The sequence below is a fragment of the Ruegeria sp. CDSB086 genome (genome assembly GCF_059611065.1).
The window spans coordinates 1-23,672 of the sequence record NZ_JBXWOV010000006.1 but is presented as its reverse complement, the minus strand read 5'-3'; the positions used below and the strand labels follow the sequence as shown (position 1 = coordinate 23,672).

The window sequence follows — 23,672 nt, the reverse complement described above, 5'->3', positions numbered from 1 at the left end:
GATCAGCCGTTTCCGACGTCGACGCCACCATCCAAAACCTGCGAAATCTCGTTTTGAACGGCGCCAATTTCACCCAGGCCGTCAACCCAGGACAGGTTGCCCTTGGCATAGTAATAGCCGATCAGCATCGAGGTCTTTTTGTAGTACTCCATCAGACGGGTCTTGAGGCTTTCCTCATTATCATCTGCGCGGCGTTTGAAGTCGTTTTCCTTGCCGCAGTTGGTGCATTTTCCGTCCGCCGGGATCGGCTTGGTGACGTCATTGTAGACCTCGCCGCAGCCACCACAGGTCGAGCGTGCGGTGATCCGTTCGACCAGCGCGTCATCGTTGACTTCCATCGCGATGACCGCATCCAGCGTTTCGCCGGTGCTGTTCAGCAGATCTCCCAACGCGTCAGCCTGCGCCAGCGTGCGCGGGAAACCGTCGAAGATGAAACCGCCCTTGGCACCTTGTTCCAGTTTTTCACGGATCAGGCCGATGACGATCTCGTCGGTTACCAGTTCACCTTTGGCCATCACCTCGGCGACGCGGTTGCCCATTTCGGTCCCGCTGTCCTTGGCTTCTCGTAGCATGTCACCGGTGCTCAGTTGCACCATACCACGCGTTTCAACCAGATGACGCGCTTGCGTTCCTTTGCCCGCACCCGGCGGGCCCAACAAAATGATGTTCATCGACGAGCGGGTCCCTTCCTGCCGCGTTTCTTGCTTTTACCGCGCAGCTGGGACTTTTCGATAAGCCCTTCGTATTGATGCGCCAGCAAATGGCTCTGCACCTGCTGGATCGTGTCCATGGTCACAGAGACGATAATCAGAACCGAGGTGCCGCCGAAGTAGAACGGGATAGCGAATTGGTTCCGCAGAATTTCAGGCAGCAGACATACCAGCGCCAGATAGGCCGAACCCAGAACCAGCACGCGGTTGACCACGTATTCCAGATACTCGGCGGTTTTCTTGCCGGGGCGAATGCCGGGCACAAAACCGTTCTGCTTTTTCAGGTTGTCCGCAACATCATCCGGTTTGAACGAGACGTTGAAGGTGTAGAAATAGGCGAAGAACACGATCATCGACGCGAAGAACAGCAGATACAGCGGCTGGCCGGGGCCAAAATTGGCCAGCAGCCACGACATGACCGGACCGTTTGTGGCACCCGAAGAGAAGGTCGAGATCGTTACCGGCAGCAACAGCAAAGAGCTGGCAAAAATCGCCGGGATAACGCCCGCCGGGTTCACTTTGACCGGCAGGTGGCTGGAGCCGCCCTCGTATACCTTCATACCGGCCTGACGGCGCGGGTATTGAATGTGGATCTTGCGCAGCGCGCGTTCCATGAACACCACGAAGGTAATGACCACGATAACCATGACGATCACACCGATAATCACGGCGGGGCTGATTGCACCAGAGCGACCGGACGCAAAGAACTGCGCCAGAGCGGCCGGAACCTCGGCAATGATGCCGACGAAGATGATCAGAGAGATACCGTTGCCGATGCCGCGCGCGGTGATCTGTTCACCCAGCCACATCAGGAACATCGTACCGCCAACCAGAGTGATCATGGTCGACATGCGGAAGAAAAGCCCAGGATCGGTGGCCAGATCGCCCGATTCCAGCGAAACCGCCAGACCATAGGCCTGAACAGTGGCCAGTGCCACGGTGCCGAAACGGGTGTACTGGTTGATTTTCTTGCGCCCCTGCTCGCCCTCTTTTTTGAGTTGTTCGAGCGCGGGAACCATGGATGTCAGCAGTTGCACGATGATCGAGGCTGAAATGTAAGGCATGATGCCGAGGGCAAAGATACCCATCCGCCCCAGCGCCCCGCCGGTGAACATCGAAACCATGCCGCCGATGCCCTGCCCCGCTTGCTCCATGAACTCGCGCAGTGCTTGTCCGTCAATCCCCGGCACCGGAATAAAGGTGCCCAAACGATAGACGATCAGCAATGCAAGCGTGAACAGGATGCGGTTGCGCAGATCGGTGGCTTTACCAAGGGCAGACCAGCTCGTGTTGGCTGCCATTTGTTCTGCTGCTGATACCATAAATCGGTCTCTCTTATGAAAACACCGCCCGGAACCGTTTTCCGGCTCGGGCGGCGTCTTGGAAAACTCTGAGGTCTATGTAAGCGGGTCTTGGCCCGCTCACAAGCGCTTACTCTGCCGCAGCAGCTTTTGTGACCGTAAGTGAGCCGCCCGCTTTCTCAACTGCCTCAACAGCAGCCTTCGAAGCACCGGTGACTTCCAGGTTCAATTTGGCGCTGATTTCGCCTTTGGCCAGAACGCGGATACCGTCCAGCTTGCGACGAACCAGACCGGAGGCAACCAGTGCATCCTCGGTAATCGCAGCTTTGGCGTCCAGCTTGCCGGCGTCGACGAATTTCTGGATCAGGCCCAGGTTGATAACGGCGAATGCCTTGCGGTTCGGCTTGTTGAAGCCTCGCTTGGGCAAACGCTGGTACAAAGGCATCTGACCGCCTTCATAGCCATTGATGGCCACACCCGAACGGGATTTCTGGCCTTTGATACCACGGCCACCCATTTTACCTTTGCCGGAACCCGGACCACGGCCAACGCGGGTGCGTTTCGGTGTGGCGCCAGGATTGTCGCGCAATTCGTTCAGTTTCATTTCGCTTCTCCTAAGCCGGAAATGACCCGCGAAGCGTGATGGGTCAGACACGGCATTTCTTGGTTTTGATTCGTATGGCGCAAAGCCACCGCAGGCGTATAGGACTGTTGGGACAAGTTGGCAAGCCCGCAGCCCCTATACGTCATTCGTCAGACACGTCGGCAAGGTCTTCCGTTGCGGCTTTTTTCTGCAAGGGTGCTGCGTGCGGGTCGATCCCATGCTTTTCGACCAGCCGGCCAACCATGCTTTCCGGATGTGGGATTCCGTTGAACCGATTGAGTATGAACGAACGCATGCGACGGCCATAGAAATGGATCGACATGGTGTTCTCGGTAAGGAACCGCTCGGCATTTCCGTTGGATCGTACCATTGCCCGCCGAGCCCCGTAGGTTACAGGGTACAAAACGTCTTGGGGCTGCGAAAAACGAGCCTCGTTATTGTCCCTCAAAAGCCAGGTCAGGGCGCGTGGGCCCCAAATACCCCACGGCATATCGCTTGCGTGTGGCGTTTCACCAGCCAAAGCCATGTCAATAAGCGGTCGGCGTTGCTTGGGCGACAGCCAATGCGGAATGCGATAAGGATTATTGGTGTAGTCGATCAAATCATACAGCGTTGCGCTGTCCGCAGGCAAAGCCAACACCCCACCGTTGATTTCGTGCGCGGCTAGCCAACCATGCAAATGACCGTTTTCAGTTGTAAAGGGTTTGACACAATATGCGTCGGTATCGGCCCAGATTATGTCCGGCACTTTCGCCAGCATCTGCACGCGAAACTTGTCGGAATGCAGCGCGGGACTGCCCGTGCGCTTGTGTAGGATCACCTCATCATCCGCCAGTACTTCCCGCGCGTCACGCACTTCGACACCCTCGGGGATGTTTGTGACCGGCCCGTAAGTATAAAGGCGGACATGTTGGCCGACATCCAGAAAGGATTTGATGCACAACTGCTCGAGAAAGCTAAGAGGGCCTTCAATCCAAAGCATGCCAACCTGATACTCTTTCACCGGCTCCGGCCCTTCGTGTTGTTCCTGGTTACGGCGCCGACAGGTGCCCTGTCGCGTATTTGGCCCATTTCCCGCTAGGTCGCAACGGTTGGGGCGAAATTCCTGTCGACTGTGCCAAGAGCACCCCGGAATCAAAAGAGACGCCCTCAGGCGTCTCTTGGTCAGGTTGTCGGTAAGGTCACGAACAATAAACGTGGTCCCGAGCGATGTCCTTTATATCGCAGCGGCGAACACCGATGTCGTCCAGTTCACGATCTGTCAGACTCTGCAATTCCGAATAAGTCTGATCGTACTGAGCACGCAGGGCATTTGCCTCTTTGACGCGCTCGAAAAAGTTCGCGATGCGGGCGCTCAGGCTAAAGCCGTCGCGGGAATATGTAGCTGTGTGAGCCATGATGTATTTCCTTTCTCTGCCCGGGGCGAATTCCCCGGAAACTGTTTGCGTTCCTTGTTTGGACAGGGCTGAGATAGGCCCGGGCGATATCGCTAACAACCGAAGTTTCGGTCTAGCCGTTATGCATCTATTGAATAGCTGAGCAGCAGGTCGCGCAGCTGTGAGACCAATTGCATGGGAGTAAGCGGCGGCTACTGGTGCAGCTACTTTCCCGCACGTCTTCTGCGGGCAGTCATCGCCCGGCCGTCGCGTATACTCGACCCCATCAAAGTGAGGTTTGTGGCACCAGCGAGCAACTCAACGACCTGCACGGCGTAGAAACTGATGTCAAAGGACCCAGCGCTCGCTTTCGCGTTCAGGAAGATTGCAGCGGGAACAAGGATCAACAGGCCGTTCATCGCGATGATCGGCATTCGCTTCTTCTTGGCTAGCGCCGGTGCGTCCTTGCGCCGACGCCCAAGGGACATGCCGGATGCACCTACGATCACCATCGCGGGCACAAGAATAATCAGCCCACTGACGATCATGGACTTTACGGCCGCGACAGTCGCATGGGTCGCAAACAATTCGCTGTACAAAGTGGATGTCCAGAACACGAATATTGTCAGGAATCCTATTACACCGGCGATAGGGTGAATTGATTTTATCATGTGGCTACTCCGCTTTTGGCATCAGGCGACGCAGTGGTTTTCGACTGTGAGCTTTCTTAGAAGATGTGGACGCGCCACGGCGCTTTCGGGGTAGTCTGCAATTCGACGCTGGAACTCTGGGTGGGTGAAGGCATCGCGAAAGCTTTTGACGTCCTGCCAGATCGCATAGTTCACGAAGGTCGAACTGCCGGCGATCCCCTGATGAAGCTGGGTCGAGATATATCCCGACTGGGACTTCATGAAGTCCGCATCATGTGCCCAGGCCTTCAACAGCGCCTCTTCGTCTTTCGCGCCCACTGTAAACACGTTGATCAGCACCACAGGGCCTTCCTCGGCCTGCATCTGATCAGCCAGTGTGACGACTTTATCCATCTCTTCGATATGAGCCATTTCGATTCCTTTCCATTCTCTTGCATAGCTTGCTATATATTATTGCATAGCTTGCTATTCAAGTGTAAATCTCAACCATGGATTTCGAAAAAGAGAACTCGGCCGGATATCTGGTCAATCACATGGCACGATTGTTCGCGAAGGAGCTGCAGCAACGCATTGCGCCTTTGGGCATCGTTGTTGGACAGTTCCCAGTCTTGCTGGAGCTTTGGCTCAAGGACGGGGTCACCCAAAAAGATCTGCTGGCCAAAATTGACGTCGAACAAGCGACTCTGGCCAACACGCTCAACCGTATGGAGCGCGACGGCTTGATCAAAAGAACGAAAAATGCCGCTGACGCCAGGGCCCAGTTGATCTGGTTAACCGAAAAGGCCGCCGCACTTAGAAACAGCGCCTATGAGTCGGCCCAGAATGTGAATTCCCAAGCCTTGCAGGTTCTGACTGAACCTGAGCGGGCGCAGTTCATGGACTATATGCGGCGGGTAATAAGCGGAATACGTTCAAGTTGAACTAAAACCACATCGGGTGAGGCGACAACCAACACTGCCCTTAAACAAAAAATACGCCCCCGAACTGATCGGAGGCGTTTCTAGCTCTTAGAAGCAAGGCGATTAGCCGCGCTCTTCGATGATCTCAACCAGATGCGGGATCTTGTTGACCATGCCGCGGACCGAGGGGGTATCCTCAAGCTCGCGGGTTTTGTGCATCTTGTTCAGGCCCAGGCCGATCAGAGTTGCGCGCTGTTCAGCGGGGCGACGGATCGGGGAACCGATTTGCTTGACGACGATGGTTTTTGCCATGGGTCGCTCTCCTTATGCTTCTGCTTCAGCAGCAGCTGGTGCTTCGTCCCGCTTAGGCAGGATGTCAGCAACCTTTTTGCCACGACGCTGGGCAACCGAACGCGGGCTCTGCTCTTTCTGCAGGCCGTTGATGGTGGCGCGGATCATGTTGTACGGGTTCTGCGAGCCCAGCGACTTGGACACAACGTCCTTCACGCCCAGCATTTCGAACACGGCACGCATCGGACCACCGGCGATGATACCGGTACCTTCAGGTGCGCTGCGCATAACCACTTTACCGGCGCCATGACGGCCTTCGATGTCGTGGTGCAGGGTACGACCTTCGCGCAGTTGCACGCGGATCATCTGACGCTTGGCTTGTTCAGTCGCTTTGCGGATGGCTTCAGGTACTTCTTTCGCTTTACCTTTGCCAAAGCCTACGCGGCCTTTCTGATCGCCTACGACCACCAGAGCGGCGAAGCCAAAGCGCTTACCACCTTTTACGGTTTTCGATACGCGGTTGATCGCAACCAGACGATCTGCGAATTCCGGAGTTTCGTCGCGGTCACGTCCACGGCCCCGGCGGTTATCACGTTCTGCCATTTTGGCATCCCTTTTCTTTGGTGACGCTTGCGGCGTCGTTTGTTCAATCCAAGTGGGCCCCGGCATTGCCAAGGCCCCCGGATCATCGGGGCGGATCGAAACCCGCCCGCAAGTCTTAGATCTTCAGACCACCTTCACGCGCAGCGTCGGCGACAGCCTTCACTTTGCCGTGGAACAGGAAGCCGCCACGATCGAAATAGGCCTCTTCGACGCCTGCCTTCTTGGCACGCTCGGCGATGGCCGCGCCCACTTTGGTGGCCGCTTCGACGTTGTTCTTGCCAACAACACCCAGATCTTTTTCCAGGGTCGAGGCCGAGGCCAAGGTTACGCCACGTACGTCGTCGATCAACTGAACAGAGATGTTCTTGTTCGAACGGTGTACGGACAAACGCGGACGACCCGCGTTGACCTTGCGAAGTTTGTTCCGAACGCGCAGGCGGCGCTTCAGAAACAGGGTTCTTTTGCTGTTTGCCATTGTTTGCGTCCTTACTTCTTCTTGCCTTCTTTGCGGAAGATGAACTCGCCCTTATAGCGGATGCCTTTGCCCTTATAGGGCTCGGGACGGCGCCATTCGCGGATTTTCGCCGCGACTTCGCCCACCTGCTGCTGGTCGTTACCTTCCACAATGATCACGGTCTGCTTCGGCGCGGTGATGGTGACACCTTCCGGAGCGACGAAATCAACGTCATGGCTGTAGCCCAGGTTCAGCTTCAGGGTGTTGCCCTGCATCTGAGCCCGGTAACCAACACCCTGGATCTCCAGCTCTTTCTTGAAGCCTTCGGTCACACCGGTCACCAGGTTTGCGACCATCGTGCGGCTCATGCCCCACTGCTGGCGCGCGCGCTTGGACATACCGCGAGGGTTGATCTGAACCACGTTGTCTTCGACCGACAGCGTAACGTCATCAGTCGCAGTGAAGCTGCGGGCGCCTTTCGGGCCTTTTACTTCGATGGTCTGGCCGGAAACCGAGGCAGTTACGCCGCTGGGCAATTCGACCGGACGTTTACCAATACGAGACATTGACAGACCTCCTTAGAAGACGGTGCAGAGCACTTCGCCACCAACATTGTTGGAGCGTGCGTTCTGGTCCGACATCACACCTTTCGGAGTGCTGACAATCGACACACCCAGACCCTGACGGACCTGCGGGATGTCATTGACGCCCATGTATACGCGACGACCGGGCTTAGAGACCCGCTTCAGTTCGCGAATGACAGGGGTGCCTTCGTAGTATTTCAGGCTGATTTCGATGGCCGGATGACCGTTTTCACCGGTCGTCGCTTCGTAGCCACGGATGTAACCTTCGTCCGCCAGCACGTCCAGAACCCAACCACGCAGCTTGGAAGCCGGGGTGGAAACAGTGGACTTGCCACGCATTTGCGCGTTGCGGATACGGGTGAGCATATCGCCGATAGGATCGTTCATATCATTCTCTCCCTTACCAGCTCGATTTCACCATGCCGGGGATCTGACCAGCAGAACCCAGCTCGCGCAGCGCGATACGGCTGACCTTCAGCTTACGGTAGTAAGCGTGGGGACGACCGGTCAGCTGACAGCGGTTGTGCAGACGAGTAGCCGAGCTGTTGCGCGGCAGTTTCGCCAGTTTCAGACGCGCTTTGAAGCGCTCTTCCATCGGCTTGCTCTCGTCATTCGCGATTTCTTTAAGCTCGGCACGCTTTGCGGCATATTTGGCCACCAGGCGTTCGCGCTTCTTCTCGCGTTCGATCATTGCTTTTTTAGCCATGTCTCAATCCTCCCGGCGCTTACGCGTTGAACGGCATGTTGAAAGCTTTCAACAGTGCCTTTGCTTCAGCGTCGGTTTTCGCTGTGGTGGCAATTACGATGTCCATGCCCCAAACTTCGTCAACTTTGTCGAAGTCGATTTCCGGGAACACGATGTGCTCTTTCATGCCCATGGCAAAATTGCCCTGACCATCGAAAGACGGCTTCACGCCGCGGAAGTCACGAATACGTGGCATCGCGATGGTGATCAGGCGATCCAGGAATTCATACATCCGGTCACCGCGCAGGGTCACTTTCGCACCTAGCGGCATGTCTTCACGGACGCGGAAGCCAGCGATCGACTTCTTCGCCTTGGTGGAAACAGCCTGTTGACCAGCAATCGCAGTCAGATCCTCGACAGCAGCTTTCGCTTTCTTCGAGTCTTTAACCGCTTCGGCACCACAACCGATGTTCAGAACGATTTTGTCCAGCTTGGGCAGCTGCATGTCGTTCTTGTAGCCGAACTCTTCTTTCAGAGCGGCACGGATGGTTTCAGCGTACTGAGCTTTCAGACGCGGGGTGTAGGTTGCGTTATCAAGCATCGATCACGTCCCCCGTGGTCTTGGCGAAGCGCACTTTCTTGTCACCTTCCATGCGGAAGCCAACGCGAGTTGCTTTGCCGTTCTTGTCCAGCAGAGCCAGGTTCGACAACTCGATCGGGTTTGCCTGAGGCAGACGACCACCCTGAGAGTTTTGTGTCTGGCGAGTGGCGCGGATGGCGATGTTGATACCGTCAACAACAGCTTTTCCGGCAGATGGGTTAACCGAGGTGATAGTTCCCTCTTTGCCCTTGTCCTTGCCGGCCAGCACGACGACCTTGTCGCCTTTGCGGAGTTTAGCAGCCATGATTACAGCACCTCCGGAGCGAGCGAGATGATTTTCATGAAGTTCTTGCCACGCAGTTCACGAACAACCGGGCCAAAGATACGTGTACCTACGGGCTCGTTGTTGTTGTTCAGGATGACGGCGGCATTGCGATCGAAACGGATCGCGGTGCCGTCTTCGCGACGGACTTCTTTGGCGGTGCGTACGACGACGGCCTTACGGACGTCACCTTTCTTTACGCGGCCGCGCGGGATGGCTTCCTTCACCGAGACGACAATGATGTCGCCAACGGAGGCGTATTTACGCTTGGAACCACCCAGGACCTTGATGCACTGAACTCGGCGTGCGCCGGAGTTGTCAGCGACATCCAGATTGGTCTGCATCTGGATCATGTGGTTTCTCCCGACCTGTGGGGGCTGGTCTGGTTAGATCCCCCAGGGTTTCGACAAATGGAAAAATCCTGAAAGCTTACGCTTCCAGAACTTCCCAACGTTTCGTCTTCGATTTCGGCGCGCATTCGATGATGCGAACAGAGTCACCGACTTTGAAGGCGTTCTTTTCATCGTGAGCCCGGTATTTCTTGGACTTACGGATGGTTTTCTTCAGAACCGGATGCGTAAAGCGGCGCTCGACGGATACGGTTACGGTTTGTGCGTTGGCATCGCTGGTTACGGTGCCGGACAGGATACGCTTGGGCATAGGATTACTCCTCCGATGCCGCAGCAGCGGCCTTTTCGTTCAGAATGGTTTTGACGCGGGCAGCGTTGCGGCGGGCCGCTTTGATGCCGGCGGTGCTTTCCAGCTGACCGGTTGCCTGTTGAAAGCGCAGGTTAAAGCTTTCTTTCTTCAGGTTGGCCAGTTCCTCGCGGAGCTGGTCCGGGGTCTTGTCACGCAGTTCTTGGGCGTTCATCGCCTTTTTCCTTTGCTCAAAACACCAGAAGGCCCCTTACAGGGTCACCTTTGACCTGGTGGATGAATGATAGACATACGAATCCCCCGACTCGGCCAGGGGAACGCAAGATGCCGCTCTATAGGGGGTTCAGCAGTGGGTGGCAAGGGAAAGTTTGGCGCATGAGAATGTAAGCAAACTAGCCAAGTAAAAACTATATTTGTTTGCAGGCTTCCAAAGCTTGAAGCAGGACATAAAACGTTGCGCTGATCGTCACCGCCGAAACAACCAATTCAACCGGGGTGATGTTTCGCATTCCGCGCAAACATATGATCGCCAGAATGCTCTCTCTCACGTTCCAACCCGTTCGATAAAGTATCAGCAGAAACAGCACCAACACGCCCCCCCAAAATACTGGAGTAGCAGTTTCCATGGCCTGCCTGAGACACGGGTTTATACCACTTGTTGTCAAAGCTAACACCGATCACTTCCTTCGCGGCGATCTTCATCAGTGCGTCGCAGTGCAGTCAATCGCAATTTTGGCACTACCTTCCACAAACGAAAAACGCGGCCTCGTTTGCACGAGACCGCGTCTTCAACTGTCTAAGTCTAAGTGACTTACGCCAGAGCGATGTTCACAGCCGACTCGCGACCGTCACGGCCGGGCTCGATGTCGAATGTTACTTTCTGGTCGTCGGCCAGGCCGGTCAGACCCGAGCGCTCAACAGCAGAGATGTGTACAAACACGTCTTTGCCACCGGTCTCCGGTGCAATGAAGCCAAAACCTTTAGTTGTGTTGAACCATTTTACGGTGCCATTGGCCATATCCGTAGTCTCCTATTAAATTGCTGTCCGCGGAATTGCGACAGCGCGGCGTTGTAGGTCTGGATCGAGAGACTGAACGCCGAAGAATCGGGAGACAGTGGTCGAAAAAGAAAAACGTAAGCGTGCCTCACATGGTTCATGACGACACATATTGCAAGGTTTTTCGACAACTCGAAGTGAAAAGTGATTGGCGGGGGCGCCGCCCATTCGTCCCGCAATCGCTACATTAGTACAATTGCTGTGTCGTGACCCGCGGCTCACTCCCACTTGTAGTTAAAGCTGACACTGATCCGCTCATCCTCGGCCATATTCATCGGCACCTCATGTCGCAGCCAGCTTTCCCACAGCAGGACATCCCCCACCTGCGGCTTCATATAGATGAACGGCTGTAAATCCCGCCGCCCGCCCTTTAGCCGCGTCGGTGCCGCCATCATGCGGGCCGAGCGGGGGTCCTCCAGTTTCAGCGCGCTCGCCCCTTCGGGCATCGCCACATAGGTCGTGCCGGAAATCACGCTGTGCGGGTGCAGGTGGCTGGAGTGCATTCCACCTTCGGGGAGAATGTTGATCCACAGGTCTTCGAGCTTTAATTCACCCTCGCCCAGATCGAACTCCAGATCCTTGGCAAAGGCTGCCACATGCTGATCCAACGCCTTGACCAGATCGGCAAAGATCGGGAACCGCCAGGGCAGATCGGTCAACGAGGCATAGCTGGTGTAGCCGGGGTAGCCGTTTTCTTCGCACCATTCCTGCCCAGCCTCATCATCCTCGGCGATGACAAGACAAGAATTTTCCATTTCCTCGGGATCGATCTTGGGATCGAATTCGGAAAGGGCTGCGCGATAGAGACGGGTAACGAAGAGTGATTCAATCTGTGCCATGGGTCGGGCATAGCCCAAGCCCTGACCCAAGACCAGCCCCGGCCAGCCTTCAGTTTTTGACCGGTCCCGAACCGCAGCGCGGGATCGGGCGTCCGCCATCTGCGTAGGCCAGACACATGACGATCTCGTCCGGTTTCGGCGCATCCGGAATATTCAAAGTCATGGTATCGAAATGGTCAAAGGACCACGGGTTGTCCTTGTGCCCAAGCGGCAGATCGATTGAACATCCCGGTGCCCCGAGCTTGGCATTGGACGGAATGACAGCTTCGCCCCCACCCGCTGTAGCACGCATAGGAGCGCCAAGTTTCGGATGGATCAGTGCGCCGCCTTGTTCGAGATCGCCATTCGCGCCAACAATCGCTGCTTTACCATACGAAATCGGAGAACCGTCGAGTTGAGAAACAGCGTCGGCCGCGAGGTCAGCGCCGAGCGCACCACCTATTTCAAACAGCTCGGACAAGTCTTCCGAAAATTTACCGGCGAGTGGGTTCTGTATGACTGCCAAAGCTGCAACCCGGCAGACCGGAGCACATAGTTGCCCCAATTGATCGGTGGTTATGACCTCTTTGATGAATACCTTCTTGCGCAGCTGAAACATATGACCCTCCCATTCACAATTGTCAGCCTATGGGGGCCATGGACAATCGTCGACTTCTTTCACGAAACGATGGGATGGATCACAATAGGCTGACGAAAAAGAAAACCCCCGCCGGTGTCCCGACGGGGGTTAATCTTGTTACGAAGGGCTTTCGCCCAATCGCTTACCAGTCTTCGCGGATCACTACGCGGGTCTTGATCGGCAGCTTCATCGCGGCCAGGCGCAGGGCCTCACGTGCGATGTCGTCATTGACGCCGTCGATCTCGAACATCACGCGGCCAGGCTTGACTTTGCATGCCCAGCGGTCGACCGAACCTTTACCTTTACCCATACGAACTTCGATCGGCTTTGCAGTGACCGGGGTGTCGGGGAAGATGCGGATCCAGACACGGCCCTGACGCTTCATGTGACGCGTCATGGCACGACGCGCAGCTTCGATCTGGCGTGCAGTTACACGCTCAGGCTCAAGAGCTTTCAGACCATAGGTGCCAAAGTTCAGATCAGAGCCGCCTTTGGCTTCACCCTTGATCCGGCCTTTGTGCATCTTGCGGAATTTAGTACGCTTTGGTTGAAGCATATCTTTCCCTCCTTAGCGACGACCGCCACCAGCACCACGAGGTGCAGGGCCGTCCTGGAGTTCCTGTGCTTTACGGTCACGTGCCTGCGGATCGTGCTCCATGATCTCACCTTTGAAGATCCAGACCTTGATCCCGATGATCCCGTAGGGGGTCATCGCTTCGGCTTGTGCGTAATCGATGTCGGCGCGCAGTGTGTGCAGAGGCACACGGCCTTCGCGGTACCACTCAGTCCGTGCGATTTCGGCGCCGCCCAGACGGCCAGCGACGTTCACCCGGATACCCAGAGAGCCCATGCGCATGGCGTTCTGAACAGACCGTTTCATCGCGCGACGGAACGAAACCCGGCGCTCCAGCTGCTGAGCGATGGACTCGGCAACCAGCTGCGCGTCAAGCTCGGGCTTGCGCACTTCGACGATGTTCAGGTGCAGCTCGCTGTCAGTCATGTGAGCAAGCTTTTTGCGCAGCACTTCAATGTCTGCACCTTTCTTGCCGATGATGACACCAGGACGCGCAGTGTGGATCGTAACGCGGCACTTCTTGTGCGGACGTTCGATGATCACACGGGCAATACCGGCCTGCTTGCACTCTTTGTTGATGAACTCACGGATCTTCAGATCTTCCAGAAGAAGATCACCGTAGTCCTTGGTATCAGCGTACCAGCGGCTGTCCCAGGTGCGGTTCACCTGCAGGCGCATGCCGATCGGATTTACTTTATGACCCATTAGGCTTGCTCCTCAACTTGACGCACCTTGATGGTGATCTCCGAGAACGGCTTCATAATCTTGCCGAACCGACCACGGGCACGCGGGCGACCGCGCTTCATGACCAGGTTCTTGCCAACCCATGCTTCGGCGACGATCAGCTCGTCAACGTCCAGATTGTGGTTGTTCTCGGCGTTGGCGATTGCGGACTGCAGGCACTTCTTGACGTCCTGCGCGACACGCTTGTTCGAGAAAGTCAGGTCGGTCAGAGCCTTCTCAACTTTCTTGCCGCGGATCATTTGCGCAACCAGGTTCAGTTTCTGCGGGCTAGTGCGAAGCATGCGCGTTTTCGCCATTGCTTCGTTTTCAGCCACGCGGCGGGGGTTCTTTTCCTTGCCCATGACTTACTTCCGCTTCGCTTTTTTGTCAGCGGCGTGACCGTAATAGGTACGAGTTGGCGAATACTCACCGAACTTCTGACCGATCATGTCTTCCGAGACGTTGACGGGGATATGCTTATGGCCGTTGTACACACCAAAGGTCAGACCCACGAACTGGGGCAGAATGGTGGAACGACGCGACCAAATCTTGATGACTTCGTTGCGGCCCGACTCGCGCGCTGCTTCGGCTTTTTTGAGCACATAAGCATCGACGAAAGGACCCTTCCAAACAGAGCGAGACATAGATTAACGTCCCTTCTTCTTGGCGTGCCGCGAGCGGATGATCAGCTTCTGGGACGCTTTGTTCTTGTTGCGGGTACGCTTACCCTTGGTGTCCTTACCCCATGGAGTAACCGGTGTACGGCCACCCGAGGTACGACCTTCACCACCACCGTGCGGGTGATCGATCGGGTTCATTGCAACACCACGAACCGACGGGCGCACGCCTTTGTGGCGCATACGACCGGCTTTACCGAGGTTTTGGTTCGAGTTGTCGGGGTTGGACACGGCACCGACGGTGGCCATGCATTCCTGACGGACCATGCGCAGCTCGCCCGAGCTCAGACGGATCTGAGCGTAGCCGCCATCGCGACCAACGAACTGAGCGTAAGTACCAGCCGCACGTGCGATCTGACCGCCTTTACCAGGCTTCATCTCGATGTTGTGGACGATGGTACCGATGGGCATGCCCGAGAACGGCATTGCGTTGCCCGGCTTGATGTCAGCCTTGGCGGATGCCACGACTTTGTCACCAACAGCCAGACGCTGCGGAGCCAGGATATATGCCTGCTCGCCGTCTTCGTATTTTACCAGTGCGATGAATGCGGTCCGGTTCGGGTCATATTCGATCCGTTCGACGGTTGCCGCGACATCAAATTTATTCCGTTTGAAGTCAACGATCCGGTAGAGACGCTTTGCGCCACCGCCGCGGCGGCGTGAAGTGATCCGTCCGGTGTTGTTCCGGCCGCCCGATTTGGTCAAACCCTCAGTGAGAGACTTGACCGGACGTCCTTTCCAAAGCTCCGAACGGTCGATCAGCACCAGCCCGCGCTGGCCCGGCGTCGTCGGCTTGTACGACTTGAGTGCCATGCTTTCTGTCTTCCGTTTAGCAAGTGCGGGGATTTCCCCGCTATGTGATAGGCCCCCGTAGGTGCCAAAGGTATAGGGCCCCGAAGGTCCCCGGTTTCAAATATCATAGGCCCCGGAACGAATCCGAGGCCGCAAGATTGGGTGCGTTTAGCAGTGTTGGGGGTGGGTGTCTATAGAAATCAAGAACATTATGTATGTGTCTCACTCCCCCTTTATTCCCTGATCGAAAGAGCGCCTTTAGAACCTCTTGTTGGTTCGTATACCAATTAGCGTTTTTTAGTGAGGAATTCATGCCTCAGGAGTGTTTCGCTCGCTGAATCGTACGCGCTTTGTGGCGTGTACACAGACCGGCGCGCGCTTACAAATACAAGAAACAACCTGACCCGCATTTCCAGCTCGGCACCCTCAAATCCAATAGCCTCGAAAACCCCCTTCACAAACTCATATCGCCTGCGGTCGACTTCTTTCAGGGCTTCGGCCACGACGGGGTCCTGAGCTGCCCAGGATCGGAAAGCGATATCAAATTGATCGAGTCGTTCTGACTCTACATATTGCGTTAACGACAACAGGCGCTCTGACGGTGAAGCCTCGGACGAATTGACATCGTTGATGACCGACTCCGTAAACTCCTTGGACCAGTAGTCGATCAGCGCCCGAACAAACTCATCACGGTTTTTGAAGTGGTGATAAAAACTGCCCTTCGTCACGCCAAGGTTTTTGACGAGAGAGTCGATTCGCAGCCGGGCACCCCCCTCTGTCGCAAGGACATTAAGGGCTGTTTCTAACCATCTTTCACGGTCATATCGGGGAAGAGGCGGGGATTTTTCAGCGTCGCGCATGCCCTTTTTTTAAGCCAAAATTGCGTTCCGTCAAGGCGTACATACCAAAAAGTACTTTACAGACCATTAAGTATGTAACATACCAAAAGGTACCCAATATACATATTCGAATGGTTGAGGTTTTCAGACCTAAAGGGGGATGTACGATGCCTAAGAAACTTTTATCAGCAACGCTCGCGACAGCTTGCGTCATTGCAACAACTGCAACTGCGCAAACCTGGGAAGAAAATCTTGCGGCCGGTGCTGCAACAACAGAGCAGAACCATCTCAACGTGCCGTTCACGCAAATGAAGAATATGAAGACGGCCTTCAGTTCGCCCGGAAACTGGCCAATATTTGAGAACCGAGGGCCACTAGATCGTTCGCCGACCGACAAGCCGTCCAAAGTTCTGGTCATGGGAAGCGGCGACCCGAATCCCAACCCCTATCGTTATGGCCCGGCTCTGGCGGTAATCGTAAACGACTATCCCTATTTCATTGACGCTGGTGAAGGCTGGTGGCGCGCGCTGGGTAAATCGGTTCAGTCTCAGGACGCAATGGATCTGGCAACGATCATGAACGTCCCGAACATCAAATACATGTTCCTGACCCACCTGCACGAAGATCATACCGTTGGATTGCCGTCTTTCATTTTGAATCCGTTCAAATTCGGGTCGAACCTGGCCGTCGTCGACAAGAAAGTTTACGGCCCCGCCGGTGTCGACGAGATGATGGCCAGCATCAACGACGCATGGCGCATTGACCGCAACGAAATGGCACAAGGATCGACAGTGCAGAAATTTGACGGCGCAACCGCAGTTGGGGTGCCGGTCTGGCCACATGTTGACGTCAACGGACGTAAGATTTTTGAAGATGACAATGTTCTGGTCGAAGCCTTCCCGACAGCGCACGGGTTTTTAGAGAATACCCACGCCTACAGGTTTACGACCAAACCCGACGGCCGTGTTCTCGTCTTTGGCGGCGACGGGCACTACTCGGAAGGCCTGGTGAATGCAGCCAAAGATGCTGACTTACTATTTATCGAGGGCATTACCCGCAAGAATATCAAGTACGCACCTTGGGGCGGTGACTCCGAGGAAGAAAAAGTGAAGGTCATCGGCGCCTACCACATGTTCCCCAGCGACATGAAGAAGTTACAAGATGACAGCGGCGTCAAAGGAATCGTCATGGTTCATGTTCAGAACTACAACAGCCCTGAGGACTTTGACCGGCTCAGCGTTCTGCAAGAGATGATCGACGAAGGCGTGGTCAACATCCTGCAGGCTTCGGACGGCGACCTCTACTAAACACGATCAGCGTGCCAAAAACAGCTCGGTACCAATCCTCACAAAGTAAGGCCCCTGCTAGCGCTGGGGCCTTTGTCGCTCCCAAAACGAATTCGACCTGAGACCGCTGGACACGTCGATGTGTGCTCCCCTCTTCGAGGGGCACATTTCTATTTGAAGTCTTTCCGCTTGCCCAACCGGCCTCGCACAATCACTTCTTGTCGCGCGCGGCCTTCTCTTCTTTGGTCAGCTTGGCGTTCCAGACATTCTTGCTCAAACCCAGCTCAGCGGGCGCGGGTTTGGTTTTGCCGACGCTGACTTTGCCTCCTTTATCCAGAAACTCCTGAATAAGGGCCTCATCTGTTGTTTCTTTGGGTACATGTTTCATACCTGTATGCCTATCTGCTCTGCGCAGTCGAAGCAACGGCAGCTTCTCAGGGCCAATCTGACAGAGCAGGTTCAGAACAGAGATTCAAATAACAAAAACTCCCGCTTGCGTGGGGGGCTTTCGTCATTTCCCAAGGGCAGCTCCGATCAGAGGCCGGTGGGCACGTCGAAGGTGTTACCCTCTTCCAGGGTCACATGCTATTTCTTGACGTCTTTCCCGTTGTGCTCCACCCAGCGGAACACCCCTCACCCATACAGCGCGCGCGCCTCGGCGAAGGACAACAAACGGCGATTATTTTCGTCCCACAGATGCAACCGCGCGTTGGCGAGGCTCTCACGGATGGTCATCTTGTTGCTGTTGGCCAGCTCATCATGGTCGCGCAGCACTTCGGTCAGGCGATAGAACGGGATGCGGCTATACAGGTGGTGCACGTGGTGAATGCCGATATTGGCGCTGAACCACTGCAGCACGGATGGCAGGATGTAATGCGAGCTGCCGTGCAAGGCAGCCTCATGCAGTTGCCAGTCCTTATCAGCGTCCCAATGCGTATCCTCGAACTGGTGTTGTACGTAAAACAGCCACACGCCCGCGGTCGCGGCAATCAGGGTTGAGGGCAGAAAGATCAGCAGCACCGGCATCAGGCCGCCAAAATAGTATACGGCCACGAGCGCAGCCAGAATGGCAAGGTTGGTGCTCATCGCGCTGACCCAAAACCTGACGCTGCCCGTCAAACCCAGCGGGAGGCGGTTCTGGAACAGAAACAGGTAGCCGGGGCCAAGGACAAACAGTGTAATGGGGTTGCGATAAACCCGATACCAGAACCGGTTCATGGGCGTCTTTGACCGGTACTCGGTGACTGTCAAAGTGTGGATATCGCCCATTCCCCGTTTGTCCAAATTCCCCGAGCTGTTGTGATGGTTGGAATGCGTGCGACGCCAGACGTCATAAGGCGTCAGGGTCAATACACCAATGACCCGCCCAACCCAGTCGCTGACCGACCGGTTCTTGAAGAACGCTCCGTGCCCACAATCATGCTGGATCGCAAACAAGCGCAGCAGGAAGGCCGCGTTGAGAACGGCAATCGCAAAAGCCAACCAATAGCTGACCGAAAGCGACATCCAGGACAGCGCCCATAGCAAGAAGAAAGGGATAATACTGACACCCAGCTCAAAGGAGCTGCGCCACTGGTTCGGCTCGCGGTATTTGGCAAGTGTCGTAACCCAATCCCGCGCGGCGGTCACATCCGGTTTGTCCGGGGTCGAGAGATAGGGTTTTGTCATGCGCCTGCCATGTCACTTATGTTTGTAGAAACCGCATAGACTACCGATCCGGCATAGCAAGCGAATTCTGGCTGAGGCGAATGTGTCGCGCTCATTTTCTCTGGTGTTGTTGCTCAAGAAAACCTCCGCTTTCGCGGCGACCCTCACGCTTATCCGTAGGCGGATCCGATCAGAGATAGGTGCTCACATCGATAGTGTAACCCTCTGCCTAGATCAAAAAGTGCTTTTTTTCCCTTTTCCGGCGACCCAACTGGCCATGGAACCGCCTGACCTTAATCCTCGCTCTGAAACACGTATCGCGAAACATGGCGATAGGTTTGACCCTTGCGCAATACCGCACTTGGAAACCCTTGCTGGTTGATTGAATCGGGCCAGACCTGTGGTTCCAAAGCGACGCCCGAATAAGGGCCGTAGGGTTGGCCACCCAAGCCAATGCGTGGACCTTCATCAAAAGACGCACCAGAATAGACCTGCAAACCCGGCTCGGTCGTCTCTAGATGCATCGAAAGACCTGAGGACGATCCGGTCAGCGTCGCCACAGGACGACAAGGCAGACGCTGATCGGACAGGCAGAAATTGTGATCATATGCCCAGCCCCCCAAAGGTCGCGGTGACCGCAGATCAAAGGGCGTGCCCTCAACGCTAAGCGCTTCGCCTGTGGGAATGAGGTCCCCGTCAACAGGGGTGTAGTGTTCTGCGCGCACCATTAGTTCGTACTGGCGGATGTCTGCTCCACCGTCGAGGTTGAAGTAGATATGCGGGGTCAGATTGCAAAGGCTTGCCGACGTTGTCCGCGCTTCCATTTCGATACTCAATGTAGCCTCCGCCTCGACTCGGAAGGTCACCGCCACTTCCAAGTCGCCGCCAAAGCCCATATGGCCATCAGGCAGGGTCAGCTGCAAAGTGACCGCGCCCGGTGTAACGCTGGAAATTTCCCAGACCAAACAATGCATACCTTGCGTTCCGCCGTGCAACGTATGAGTGCCCAAATAATTGCGATCCAGCTGGTAGTTTGCACCATCCAAACTGTATGACGCGCGCGCGATCCGATTGGCACAACGGCCCACCATGGCTCCTAGGTAAGCAGTGCTGTCTTCATAGCCTGCAATCTCTGGCCACCCCAATATCAGAGGATGCTCAAAACCCTGCAAACGCAGATCCTGCAGCGTTGCGCCATAGGTCAGGATACGCGCAGAAAGCGTCCCCTGCCCGATATCGATGCTTCTGACGATCTGACCATCCCGGGTTTTCCCGAAATCGCGAACCTGCTGTTCAGCCTGCATATCACCCGTCTCACTGCCTAGAGATCACTGTGCACAGGTCCGGGCCAAGTTCAACGCGGCCAGATGAGCTGCGCCAACAAAAAAGGCCCCTGCATCAGCAGGGGCCCCATGTTTTTTCCCAAAGACGAGTCCGATCAGAGACCGGTGCTTACGTCGATGGTGTTACCCTCTTCCAGGGTCACATATGCTTTTTTGACGTCTTTCCGCTTGCCCAACTGGCCGCGGAACCGCTTGACTTTGCCTTTGGTGATGGTGGTGTTGACCGCCTTCACCTTGACACCAAACAGCGATTCAACCGCTTCTTTGATCTGCGGTTTGTTGCTGTCGATCGCCACTTCAAAGACAATCGCGCCGTTCTCGGACGCCATGGTCGACTTTTCAGTGATGATCGGCTTGCGGATCACGTCGTAGTGTTCTGCCTTCGCGCTCATTTCAGACGAGCCTCCAGTGCTTCGACAGCCGCTTTGGTGAGCACCAGAGTGTCACGCTTGAGGATGTCATAAACGTTTGCACCCATCGACGGCAGGATATCCAAACCTTCGATGTTGCGCGACGCCTTCAGGAAACCTTCGTTCACGGTCGCCCCGTCGATGACCAGAGCGCGTTTCCAGCCCAGGTTTGCAACCTGTTTGGCCAGTGCAGCGGTCTTGCCTTCGGCTTCGGCGTTTTCGATCACAACCAGTTCACCAGCTGCCATTTTGGCAGACAGCGCGTGGCGCAGACCGAGTTTACGGAACTTCTTCGGCAGGTCGTGACCATGCGAACGCACGACCGGACCCTTGTAAACGCCACCACCCCGGAAGATCGGTGCCGAGCGAGCGCCGTGGCGTGCGCCACCGGTGCCTTTTTGGCGATAGATCTTCTTGGTCGAGTAGGACACTTCCGAACGGGTCTTGACCTTGTGGGTGCCAGCCTGCGCGTTGTTGCGCTGCCAACGGACCACACGGTGCAGGATGTCCGCGCGCGGCTCAAGGCCGAACAGATCGGCGTCCAGCTCGATGTTGCCGGCTTTGCCGCCGTCCAGTTTGATTACATCAAGTTTCATGCTTCACCACCTTCCGCGGGAGCTTCTTCCGCAGGTGCTTCAGTTGCAGCACCTTTTACGGCTGCCGGGAAAGGCAGGCCTTCCGGTGCTTTCTTCTTGACGGCGTCCTTGACGGTAACCCAGCCCGATTTTGGTCCGGGAACGGCGCCTTTGATGAAGACCAGACCACGGTCGGCGTCGGTTTTGACGACTTCCAGGTTCTGGGTGGTTACACGGGCAGCACCCATGTGACCGGCCATCTTTTTGCCTTTGAAAACCTTGCCCGGATCCTGACACTGGCCAGTCGAACCATGCGAACGGTGGCTGATCGAAACACCGTGCGAGGCGCGAAGACCACCGAAGTTGTGGCGCTTCATTGCACCGGCAAAGCCTTTACCGATCGAGGTACCCGAAACGTCAACCTTCTGACCTTCCAGGAAGTGTTCTGCCGAAATCTCGGCGCCCACTTCGATCAGGCCATCTTCGGAGACGCGGAACTCGGCCAGCTTACGCTTAGGCTCGACCTTTGCAGCGGCATAGTGACCGCGCATAGCCTTCGAGGTGCGTTTTGCCTTGGCAGCACCTGCGCCCAGCTGAACGGCGGTGTAGCCGTCTTTGTCAGCGGTACGCTGTGCAACGACCTGCAGGCCGTCCAGGTGAAGAACGGTCACAGGGATCTGCTTGCCGTCTTCCATGAACAGGCGGGTCATGCCTACTTTTTTTGCGATAATACCAGAGCGCATAATCTATACCCTCCGATCTTACGACTGCAGCTTGATCTCGACGTCCACACCAGCGGCGAGGTCGAGCTTCATCAGCGCGTCAACGGTCTGGGGGGTCGGATCAACGATGTCGAGCAGACGCTTGTGCGTGCGGATCTCGAACTGGTCGCGGGATTTCTTGTCAACGTGAGGGCCACGGAGAACCGTGAACTTCTCGATCTTGTTCGGCAGCGGGATCGGACCGCGCACGTTCGCGCCGGTCCGCTTGGCAGTGTTGACGATCTCTTGCGTGCTGGCATCCAGAACGCGATAGTCAAATGCCTTCAGCCGAATACGGATGTTTTGGCTTTGCATAATAACAGCCTTTTATCAGGCGTTGAGGTTGAGAGGAGGACAAGCGCGCATCGCCAACCCTCTTCGAACCCAAAAGGCGGGAATCACCCCGCCTCGATATTCTTGAAGAGAACTCGCGCGATCTACAGGGGTGTGGGGGGTTTGGCAAGGGGTTTTTCAGGCTTACTAATTCTGGATTTGACTGCCGCCAAACATCTCGAACCCGCCACGCCGCATCAACCAAGTATTATCGCGGCAAAACCGGAACTACCCGTGCCCATGGGCGCACGTATCTAGAAGGAAAGAACGACTTCCTCCTACGGCTTTACGCCCTTCGCTGCAATGCGCGATAGCTTCAAATCCCGAAAGTCAAACAAAGGGCTGTTAAAAGGTGCAAAAATCGCGTCGCAATCGGTTGCCTGCGGCGACGGCGGTCTGATGAAATCGTGCAGTTCAAACCCCTGACCTGCCATAACCGAAACAAAATCGCTAAACTTGTAGCCGCCTTGATAACGACGGCGTGTTGAAACCTCGGCCAAGACAAATGCGCAGTTTTTCAGCATTTCCGACGCGCCCCGAATTACTTCGATTTCGAAACCTTCGGTATCAATCTTAAGGCCGAAAGGTCCTTTGTAGGTCGAAGCGATCTCGTCAAGTGTTTTCACGGGCACCTGTCTTTCTTCGATTTTCGATATGTGCGCCGTAGCAGAATCATCGAACTCAAGCATAGTCGCGCGCGTTCCAAATGATCGGGCACCGACCGTTGGGATACGCAGCGTTGTCTGCCCGTTTTCCGCCCCAACACCGCAGGCGTGAAAATCAAAATTGATTTTGTCCGCCCATTTTCTTCGTAGCTTTGTTTCATAGTCTGCAATCGGCTCGATCAAAACAAATTTTGAATCCGGAAACGCCGCATACAAATGCGCTGTGCCGCCGGCAACACCAACATCAAATACCGTCTGGACCTGAAAACCGAGACTGCTAATGTATTCGCCCGTTTCCTTGTTTGGCAAAACCTGGTATCCGCGTCGTTTCAAACGTCTGGACAGCCTTTGTACGGTTTCGTCCATTTCAAAGTACTCCTTGTGGGCCAACGCCTGTTTTGTTGGCGGCGGTTTTCTAAAAAGCACTTCTTCGGAAATACTACAACTCGGAATGAACGACTGGTTCTGGGTCGGTGTCTGAGCCGCAGGGGAATTAACCAGACCGTCTTATCGGACGGTTGTTTCAAACTCTGCGCGGTTCAGCAACAGAAGGGAAAATTCGGACAGTTTGCGTTGCGGACAAACGTGGTTCAGAAACCGCAAAATGAAAAAAAGGCCGCCCCGGACGGAGCGGCCTTCTTTGGTTTCTCACCGTGTTGCTCTCGGCAGATTTCCCTGAGGAAAATAGCCTGCCGCAACCAGGCGCGACAAGCGCGCCTTACTCGACGATTTTCGACACGACGCCGGCGCCGACGGTGCGGCCGCCTTCGCGGATGGCAAAACGCAGGCCGTTTT

General features: G+C 55.7%; 39 protein-coding genes. 2 read left to right on the top strand and 37 right to left on the bottom strand.

The genetic code is table 11. The features are described 5' to 3' along the window. Positions 1-2: 2 nt before the first annotated feature. The 7 genes from AC2FIO_RS13120 to AC2FIO_RS13090 form a co-directional block, all read right to left on the bottom strand. Positions 3-671, bottom strand: coding sequence for an adenylate kinase (locus tag AC2FIO_RS13120; RefSeq protein WP_282153877.1), 669 nt, complete (start codon positions 669-671; stop codon positions 3-5). Further along, a complete protein-coding gene (gene secY / locus AC2FIO_RS13115; RefSeq protein ID WP_058276180.1) occupies positions 668-2,032 on the bottom strand; it encodes a preprotein translocase subunit SecY in 1,365 nt (454 codons plus the stop codon). The genes AC2FIO_RS13120 and secY overlap by 4 nt, the downstream gene beginning before the upstream one ends. Positions 2,033-2,141: 109 nt before the next feature. Next, positions 2,142-2,615 carry a 50S ribosomal protein L15 gene (rplO, locus tag AC2FIO_RS13110; protein ID WP_058272380.1) on the bottom strand — a complete coding sequence of 158 codons (474 nt, stop codon included), beginning with the start codon at positions 2,613-2,615 and terminating at the stop codon, positions 2,142-2,144. 142 nt (positions 2,616-2,757) lie between these two features. After that, positions 2,758-3,618, bottom strand: a complete 861-nt coding sequence (locus tag AC2FIO_RS13105; protein ID WP_496698138.1) for a hypothetical protein — start codon at positions 3,616-3,618, stop codon at positions 2,758-2,760. A 178-nt stretch (positions 3,619-3,796) separates the two neighbouring features. Further along, positions 3,797-4,012, bottom strand: coding sequence for a DUF1127 domain-containing protein (locus tag AC2FIO_RS13100; protein ID WP_282120542.1), 216 nt, complete (start codon positions 4,010-4,012; stop codon positions 3,797-3,799). A gap of 203 nt (positions 4,013-4,215) precedes the next feature. Further along, positions 4,216-4,662 carry a hypothetical protein gene (locus tag AC2FIO_RS13095; protein ID WP_496698136.1) on the bottom strand — a complete coding sequence of 149 codons (447 nt, stop codon included), beginning with the start codon at positions 4,660-4,662 and terminating at the stop codon, positions 4,216-4,218. Between the two features lie 21 nt (positions 4,663-4,683). Beyond that, the gene (locus tag AC2FIO_RS13090) at positions 4,684-5,052 is read right to left on the bottom strand and encodes an antibiotic biosynthesis monooxygenase family protein (protein WP_496698134.1); all 369 of its coding nucleotides are present in this window, start codon (positions 5,050-5,052) and stop codon (positions 4,684-4,686) included. Positions 5,053-5,129: 77 nt separating this feature from the next. Here AC2FIO_RS13090 and AC2FIO_RS13085 point away from each other — a divergent pair, with 77 nt between their 5' ends. Next, on the top strand, positions 5,130-5,561 hold the full coding sequence (locus AC2FIO_RS13085; RefSeq protein ID WP_496698132.1) for a MarR family winged helix-turn-helix transcriptional regulator: 432 nt from the start codon (positions 5,130-5,132) through the stop codon (positions 5,559-5,561). Positions 5,562-5,663: 102 nt separating this feature from the next. Here AC2FIO_RS13085 and rpmD read toward each other — a convergent pair whose 3' ends face one another. The 21 genes from rpmD to AC2FIO_RS12980 form a co-directional block, all read right to left on the bottom strand. Continuing rightward, a complete protein-coding gene (rpmD, locus tag AC2FIO_RS13080) occupies positions 5,664-5,852 on the bottom strand; it encodes a 50S ribosomal protein L30 (RefSeq protein WP_008757946.1) in 189 nt (62 codons plus the stop codon). Between the two features lie 12 nt (positions 5,853-5,864). Next, a complete protein-coding gene (rpsE, locus tag AC2FIO_RS13075; protein WP_058272455.1) occupies positions 5,865-6,434 on the bottom strand; it encodes a 30S ribosomal protein S5 in 570 nt (189 codons plus the stop codon). A 115-nt stretch (positions 6,435-6,549) separates the two neighbouring features. Beyond that, positions 6,550-6,909, bottom strand: coding sequence for a 50S ribosomal protein L18 (gene rplR, locus AC2FIO_RS13070; protein ID WP_010437103.1), 360 nt, complete (start codon positions 6,907-6,909; stop codon positions 6,550-6,552). A gap of 11 nt (positions 6,910-6,920) precedes the next feature. After that, positions 6,921-7,454, bottom strand: coding sequence for a 50S ribosomal protein L6 (rplF, locus tag AC2FIO_RS13065; protein ID WP_058272374.1), 534 nt, complete (start codon positions 7,452-7,454; stop codon positions 6,921-6,923). Between the two features lie 12 nt (positions 7,455-7,466). Beyond that, the gene (rpsH, locus tag AC2FIO_RS13060; protein WP_008757119.1) at positions 7,467-7,859 is read right to left on the bottom strand and encodes a 30S ribosomal protein S8; all 393 of its coding nucleotides are present in this window, start codon (positions 7,857-7,859) and stop codon (positions 7,467-7,469) included. A gap of 13 nt (positions 7,860-7,872) precedes the next feature. Then, positions 7,873-8,178: a 30S ribosomal protein S14 gene (gene rpsN / locus AC2FIO_RS13055; RefSeq protein ID WP_010437098.1), complete on the bottom strand. Its 306-nt coding sequence runs from the start codon at positions 8,176-8,178 to the stop codon at positions 7,873-7,875. A 19-nt stretch (positions 8,179-8,197) separates the two neighbouring features. Beyond that, complete coding sequence (gene rplE, locus AC2FIO_RS13050) at positions 8,198-8,758, bottom strand: 50S ribosomal protein L5 (RefSeq protein ID WP_058272373.1); 561 nt, start codon at positions 8,756-8,758, stop codon at positions 8,198-8,200. Beyond that, the gene (rplX, locus tag AC2FIO_RS13045) at positions 8,751-9,062 is read right to left on the bottom strand and encodes a 50S ribosomal protein L24 (RefSeq protein WP_058272372.1); all 312 of its coding nucleotides are present in this window, start codon (positions 9,060-9,062) and stop codon (positions 8,751-8,753) included. The genes rplE and rplX overlap by 8 nt, the downstream gene beginning before the upstream one ends. A gap of 2 nt (positions 9,063-9,064) precedes the next feature. Beyond that, positions 9,065-9,433 (bottom strand): 50S ribosomal protein L14, encoded by a 369-nt coding sequence (gene rplN / locus AC2FIO_RS13040; RefSeq protein WP_008757934.1) that lies wholly within the window; start codon positions 9,431-9,433, stop codon positions 9,065-9,067. Positions 9,434-9,509: 76 nt separating this feature from the next. Then, positions 9,510-9,740: a 30S ribosomal protein S17 gene (gene rpsQ / locus AC2FIO_RS13035; RefSeq protein WP_058272371.1), complete on the bottom strand. Its 231-nt coding sequence runs from the start codon at positions 9,738-9,740 to the stop codon at positions 9,510-9,512. Positions 9,741-9,744: 4 nt separating this feature from the next. Then, positions 9,745-9,951 carry a 50S ribosomal protein L29 gene (rpmC, locus tag AC2FIO_RS13030; RefSeq protein WP_037311745.1) on the bottom strand — a complete coding sequence of 69 codons (207 nt, stop codon included), beginning with the start codon at positions 9,949-9,951 and terminating at the stop codon, positions 9,745-9,747. Positions 9,952-10,144: 193 nt separating this feature from the next. After that, positions 10,145-10,363 carry a hypothetical protein gene (locus AC2FIO_RS13025; protein WP_496698126.1) on the bottom strand — a complete coding sequence of 73 codons (219 nt, stop codon included), beginning with the start codon at positions 10,361-10,363 and terminating at the stop codon, positions 10,145-10,147. A gap of 185 nt (positions 10,364-10,548) precedes the next feature. Further along, on the bottom strand, positions 10,549-10,755 hold the full coding sequence (locus tag AC2FIO_RS13020; protein ID WP_010437077.1) for a cold-shock protein: 207 nt from the start codon (positions 10,753-10,755) through the stop codon (positions 10,549-10,551). Positions 10,756-11,012: 257 nt separating this feature from the next. Beyond that, on the bottom strand, positions 11,013-11,633 hold the full coding sequence (locus tag AC2FIO_RS13015) for a 2OG-Fe(II) oxygenase family protein (RefSeq protein WP_058272454.1): 621 nt from the start codon (positions 11,631-11,633) through the stop codon (positions 11,013-11,015). Between the two features lie 49 nt (positions 11,634-11,682). Continuing rightward, positions 11,683-12,231 carry an amino acid synthesis family protein gene (locus tag AC2FIO_RS13010; protein ID WP_496698124.1) on the bottom strand — a complete coding sequence of 183 codons (549 nt, stop codon included), beginning with the start codon at positions 12,229-12,231 and terminating at the stop codon, positions 11,683-11,685. Between the two features lie 163 nt (positions 12,232-12,394). Beyond that, the gene (rplP, locus tag AC2FIO_RS13005) at positions 12,395-12,808 is read right to left on the bottom strand and encodes a 50S ribosomal protein L16 (RefSeq protein WP_058272368.1); all 414 of its coding nucleotides are present in this window, start codon (positions 12,806-12,808) and stop codon (positions 12,395-12,397) included. 12 nt (positions 12,809-12,820) lie between these two features. Then, positions 12,821-13,531 (bottom strand): 30S ribosomal protein S3, encoded by a 711-nt coding sequence (gene rpsC, locus AC2FIO_RS13000; protein ID WP_058272367.1) that lies wholly within the window; start codon positions 13,529-13,531, stop codon positions 12,821-12,823. Further along, positions 13,531-13,911, bottom strand: coding sequence for a 50S ribosomal protein L22 (gene rplV / locus AC2FIO_RS12995; RefSeq protein WP_039538267.1), 381 nt, complete (start codon positions 13,909-13,911; stop codon positions 13,531-13,533). The genes rpsC and rplV overlap by 1 nt, the downstream gene beginning before the upstream one ends. 3 nt (positions 13,912-13,914) lie before the next feature. Next, positions 13,915-14,193 carry a 30S ribosomal protein S19 gene (rpsS, locus tag AC2FIO_RS12990; protein WP_010437056.1) on the bottom strand — a complete coding sequence of 93 codons (279 nt, stop codon included), beginning with the start codon at positions 14,191-14,193 and terminating at the stop codon, positions 13,915-13,917. Between the two features lie 3 nt (positions 14,194-14,196). Further along, positions 14,197-15,039: a 50S ribosomal protein L2 gene (rplB, locus tag AC2FIO_RS12985; protein ID WP_008757664.1), complete on the bottom strand. Its 843-nt coding sequence runs from the start codon at positions 15,037-15,039 to the stop codon at positions 14,197-14,199. Positions 15,040-15,305: 266 nt separating this feature from the next. Further along, positions 15,306-15,878 carry a TetR/AcrR family transcriptional regulator gene (locus AC2FIO_RS12980; protein WP_496698121.1) on the bottom strand — a complete coding sequence of 191 codons (573 nt, stop codon included), beginning with the start codon at positions 15,876-15,878 and terminating at the stop codon, positions 15,306-15,308. Positions 15,879-16,024: 146 nt separating this feature from the next. On the opposite strand from AC2FIO_RS12980, the gene AC2FIO_RS12975 reads away from it, so the two are divergent. Continuing rightward, positions 16,025-17,164, top strand: coding sequence for an MBL fold metallo-hydrolase (locus AC2FIO_RS12975; protein WP_496698119.1), 1,140 nt, complete (start codon positions 16,025-16,027; stop codon positions 17,162-17,164). A gap of 190 nt (positions 17,165-17,354) precedes the next feature. On the opposite strand, the gene AC2FIO_RS12970 is transcribed toward AC2FIO_RS12975, so the two are convergent. The 9 genes from AC2FIO_RS12970 to AC2FIO_RS12930 form a co-directional block, all read right to left on the bottom strand. Continuing rightward, on the bottom strand, positions 17,355-17,531 hold the full coding sequence (locus AC2FIO_RS12970) for a hypothetical protein (protein ID WP_050605905.1): 177 nt from the start codon (positions 17,529-17,531) through the stop codon (positions 17,355-17,357). A gap of 245 nt (positions 17,532-17,776) precedes the next feature. Beyond that, positions 17,777-18,811 (bottom strand): fatty acid desaturase, encoded by a 1,035-nt coding sequence (locus AC2FIO_RS12965; protein WP_109312777.1) that lies wholly within the window; start codon positions 18,809-18,811, stop codon positions 17,777-17,779. A 272-nt stretch (positions 18,812-19,083) separates the two neighbouring features. Further along, positions 19,084-20,094 carry an aldose epimerase family protein gene (locus AC2FIO_RS12960; RefSeq protein WP_496698116.1) on the bottom strand — a complete coding sequence of 337 codons (1,011 nt, stop codon included), beginning with the start codon at positions 20,092-20,094 and terminating at the stop codon, positions 19,084-19,086. A 134-nt stretch (positions 20,095-20,228) separates the two neighbouring features. Further along, on the bottom strand, positions 20,229-20,525 hold the full coding sequence (locus AC2FIO_RS12955) for a 50S ribosomal protein L23 (protein ID WP_058272362.1): 297 nt from the start codon (positions 20,523-20,525) through the stop codon (positions 20,229-20,231). Next, positions 20,522-21,139, bottom strand: a complete 618-nt coding sequence (rplD, locus tag AC2FIO_RS12950) for a 50S ribosomal protein L4 (protein WP_050605826.1) — start codon at positions 21,137-21,139, stop codon at positions 20,522-20,524. Before rplD ends, AC2FIO_RS12955 begins: the two co-directional genes overlap by 4 nt. After that, on the bottom strand, positions 21,136-21,861 hold the full coding sequence (rplC, locus tag AC2FIO_RS12945) for a 50S ribosomal protein L3 (RefSeq protein ID WP_058272361.1): 726 nt from the start codon (positions 21,859-21,861) through the stop codon (positions 21,136-21,138). The genes rplD and rplC overlap by 4 nt, the downstream gene beginning before the upstream one ends. An 18-nt stretch (positions 21,862-21,879) precedes the next feature. Beyond that, entirely contained in the window at positions 21,880-22,194 is a 315-nt protein-coding gene (gene rpsJ / locus AC2FIO_RS12940) for a 30S ribosomal protein S10 (protein ID WP_008756422.1), read from the bottom strand. 296 nt (positions 22,195-22,490) lie between these two features. Then, a complete protein-coding gene (locus tag AC2FIO_RS12935) occupies positions 22,491-23,303 on the bottom strand; it encodes an FkbM family methyltransferase (RefSeq protein WP_496698113.1) in 813 nt (270 codons plus the stop codon). Between the two features lie 292 nt (positions 23,304-23,595). Further along, positions 23,596-23,672: EF-Tu C-terminal domain-related protein (locus tag AC2FIO_RS12930; RefSeq protein WP_211198660.1), on the bottom strand; the 77-nt coding region annotated here is incomplete at its 5' end.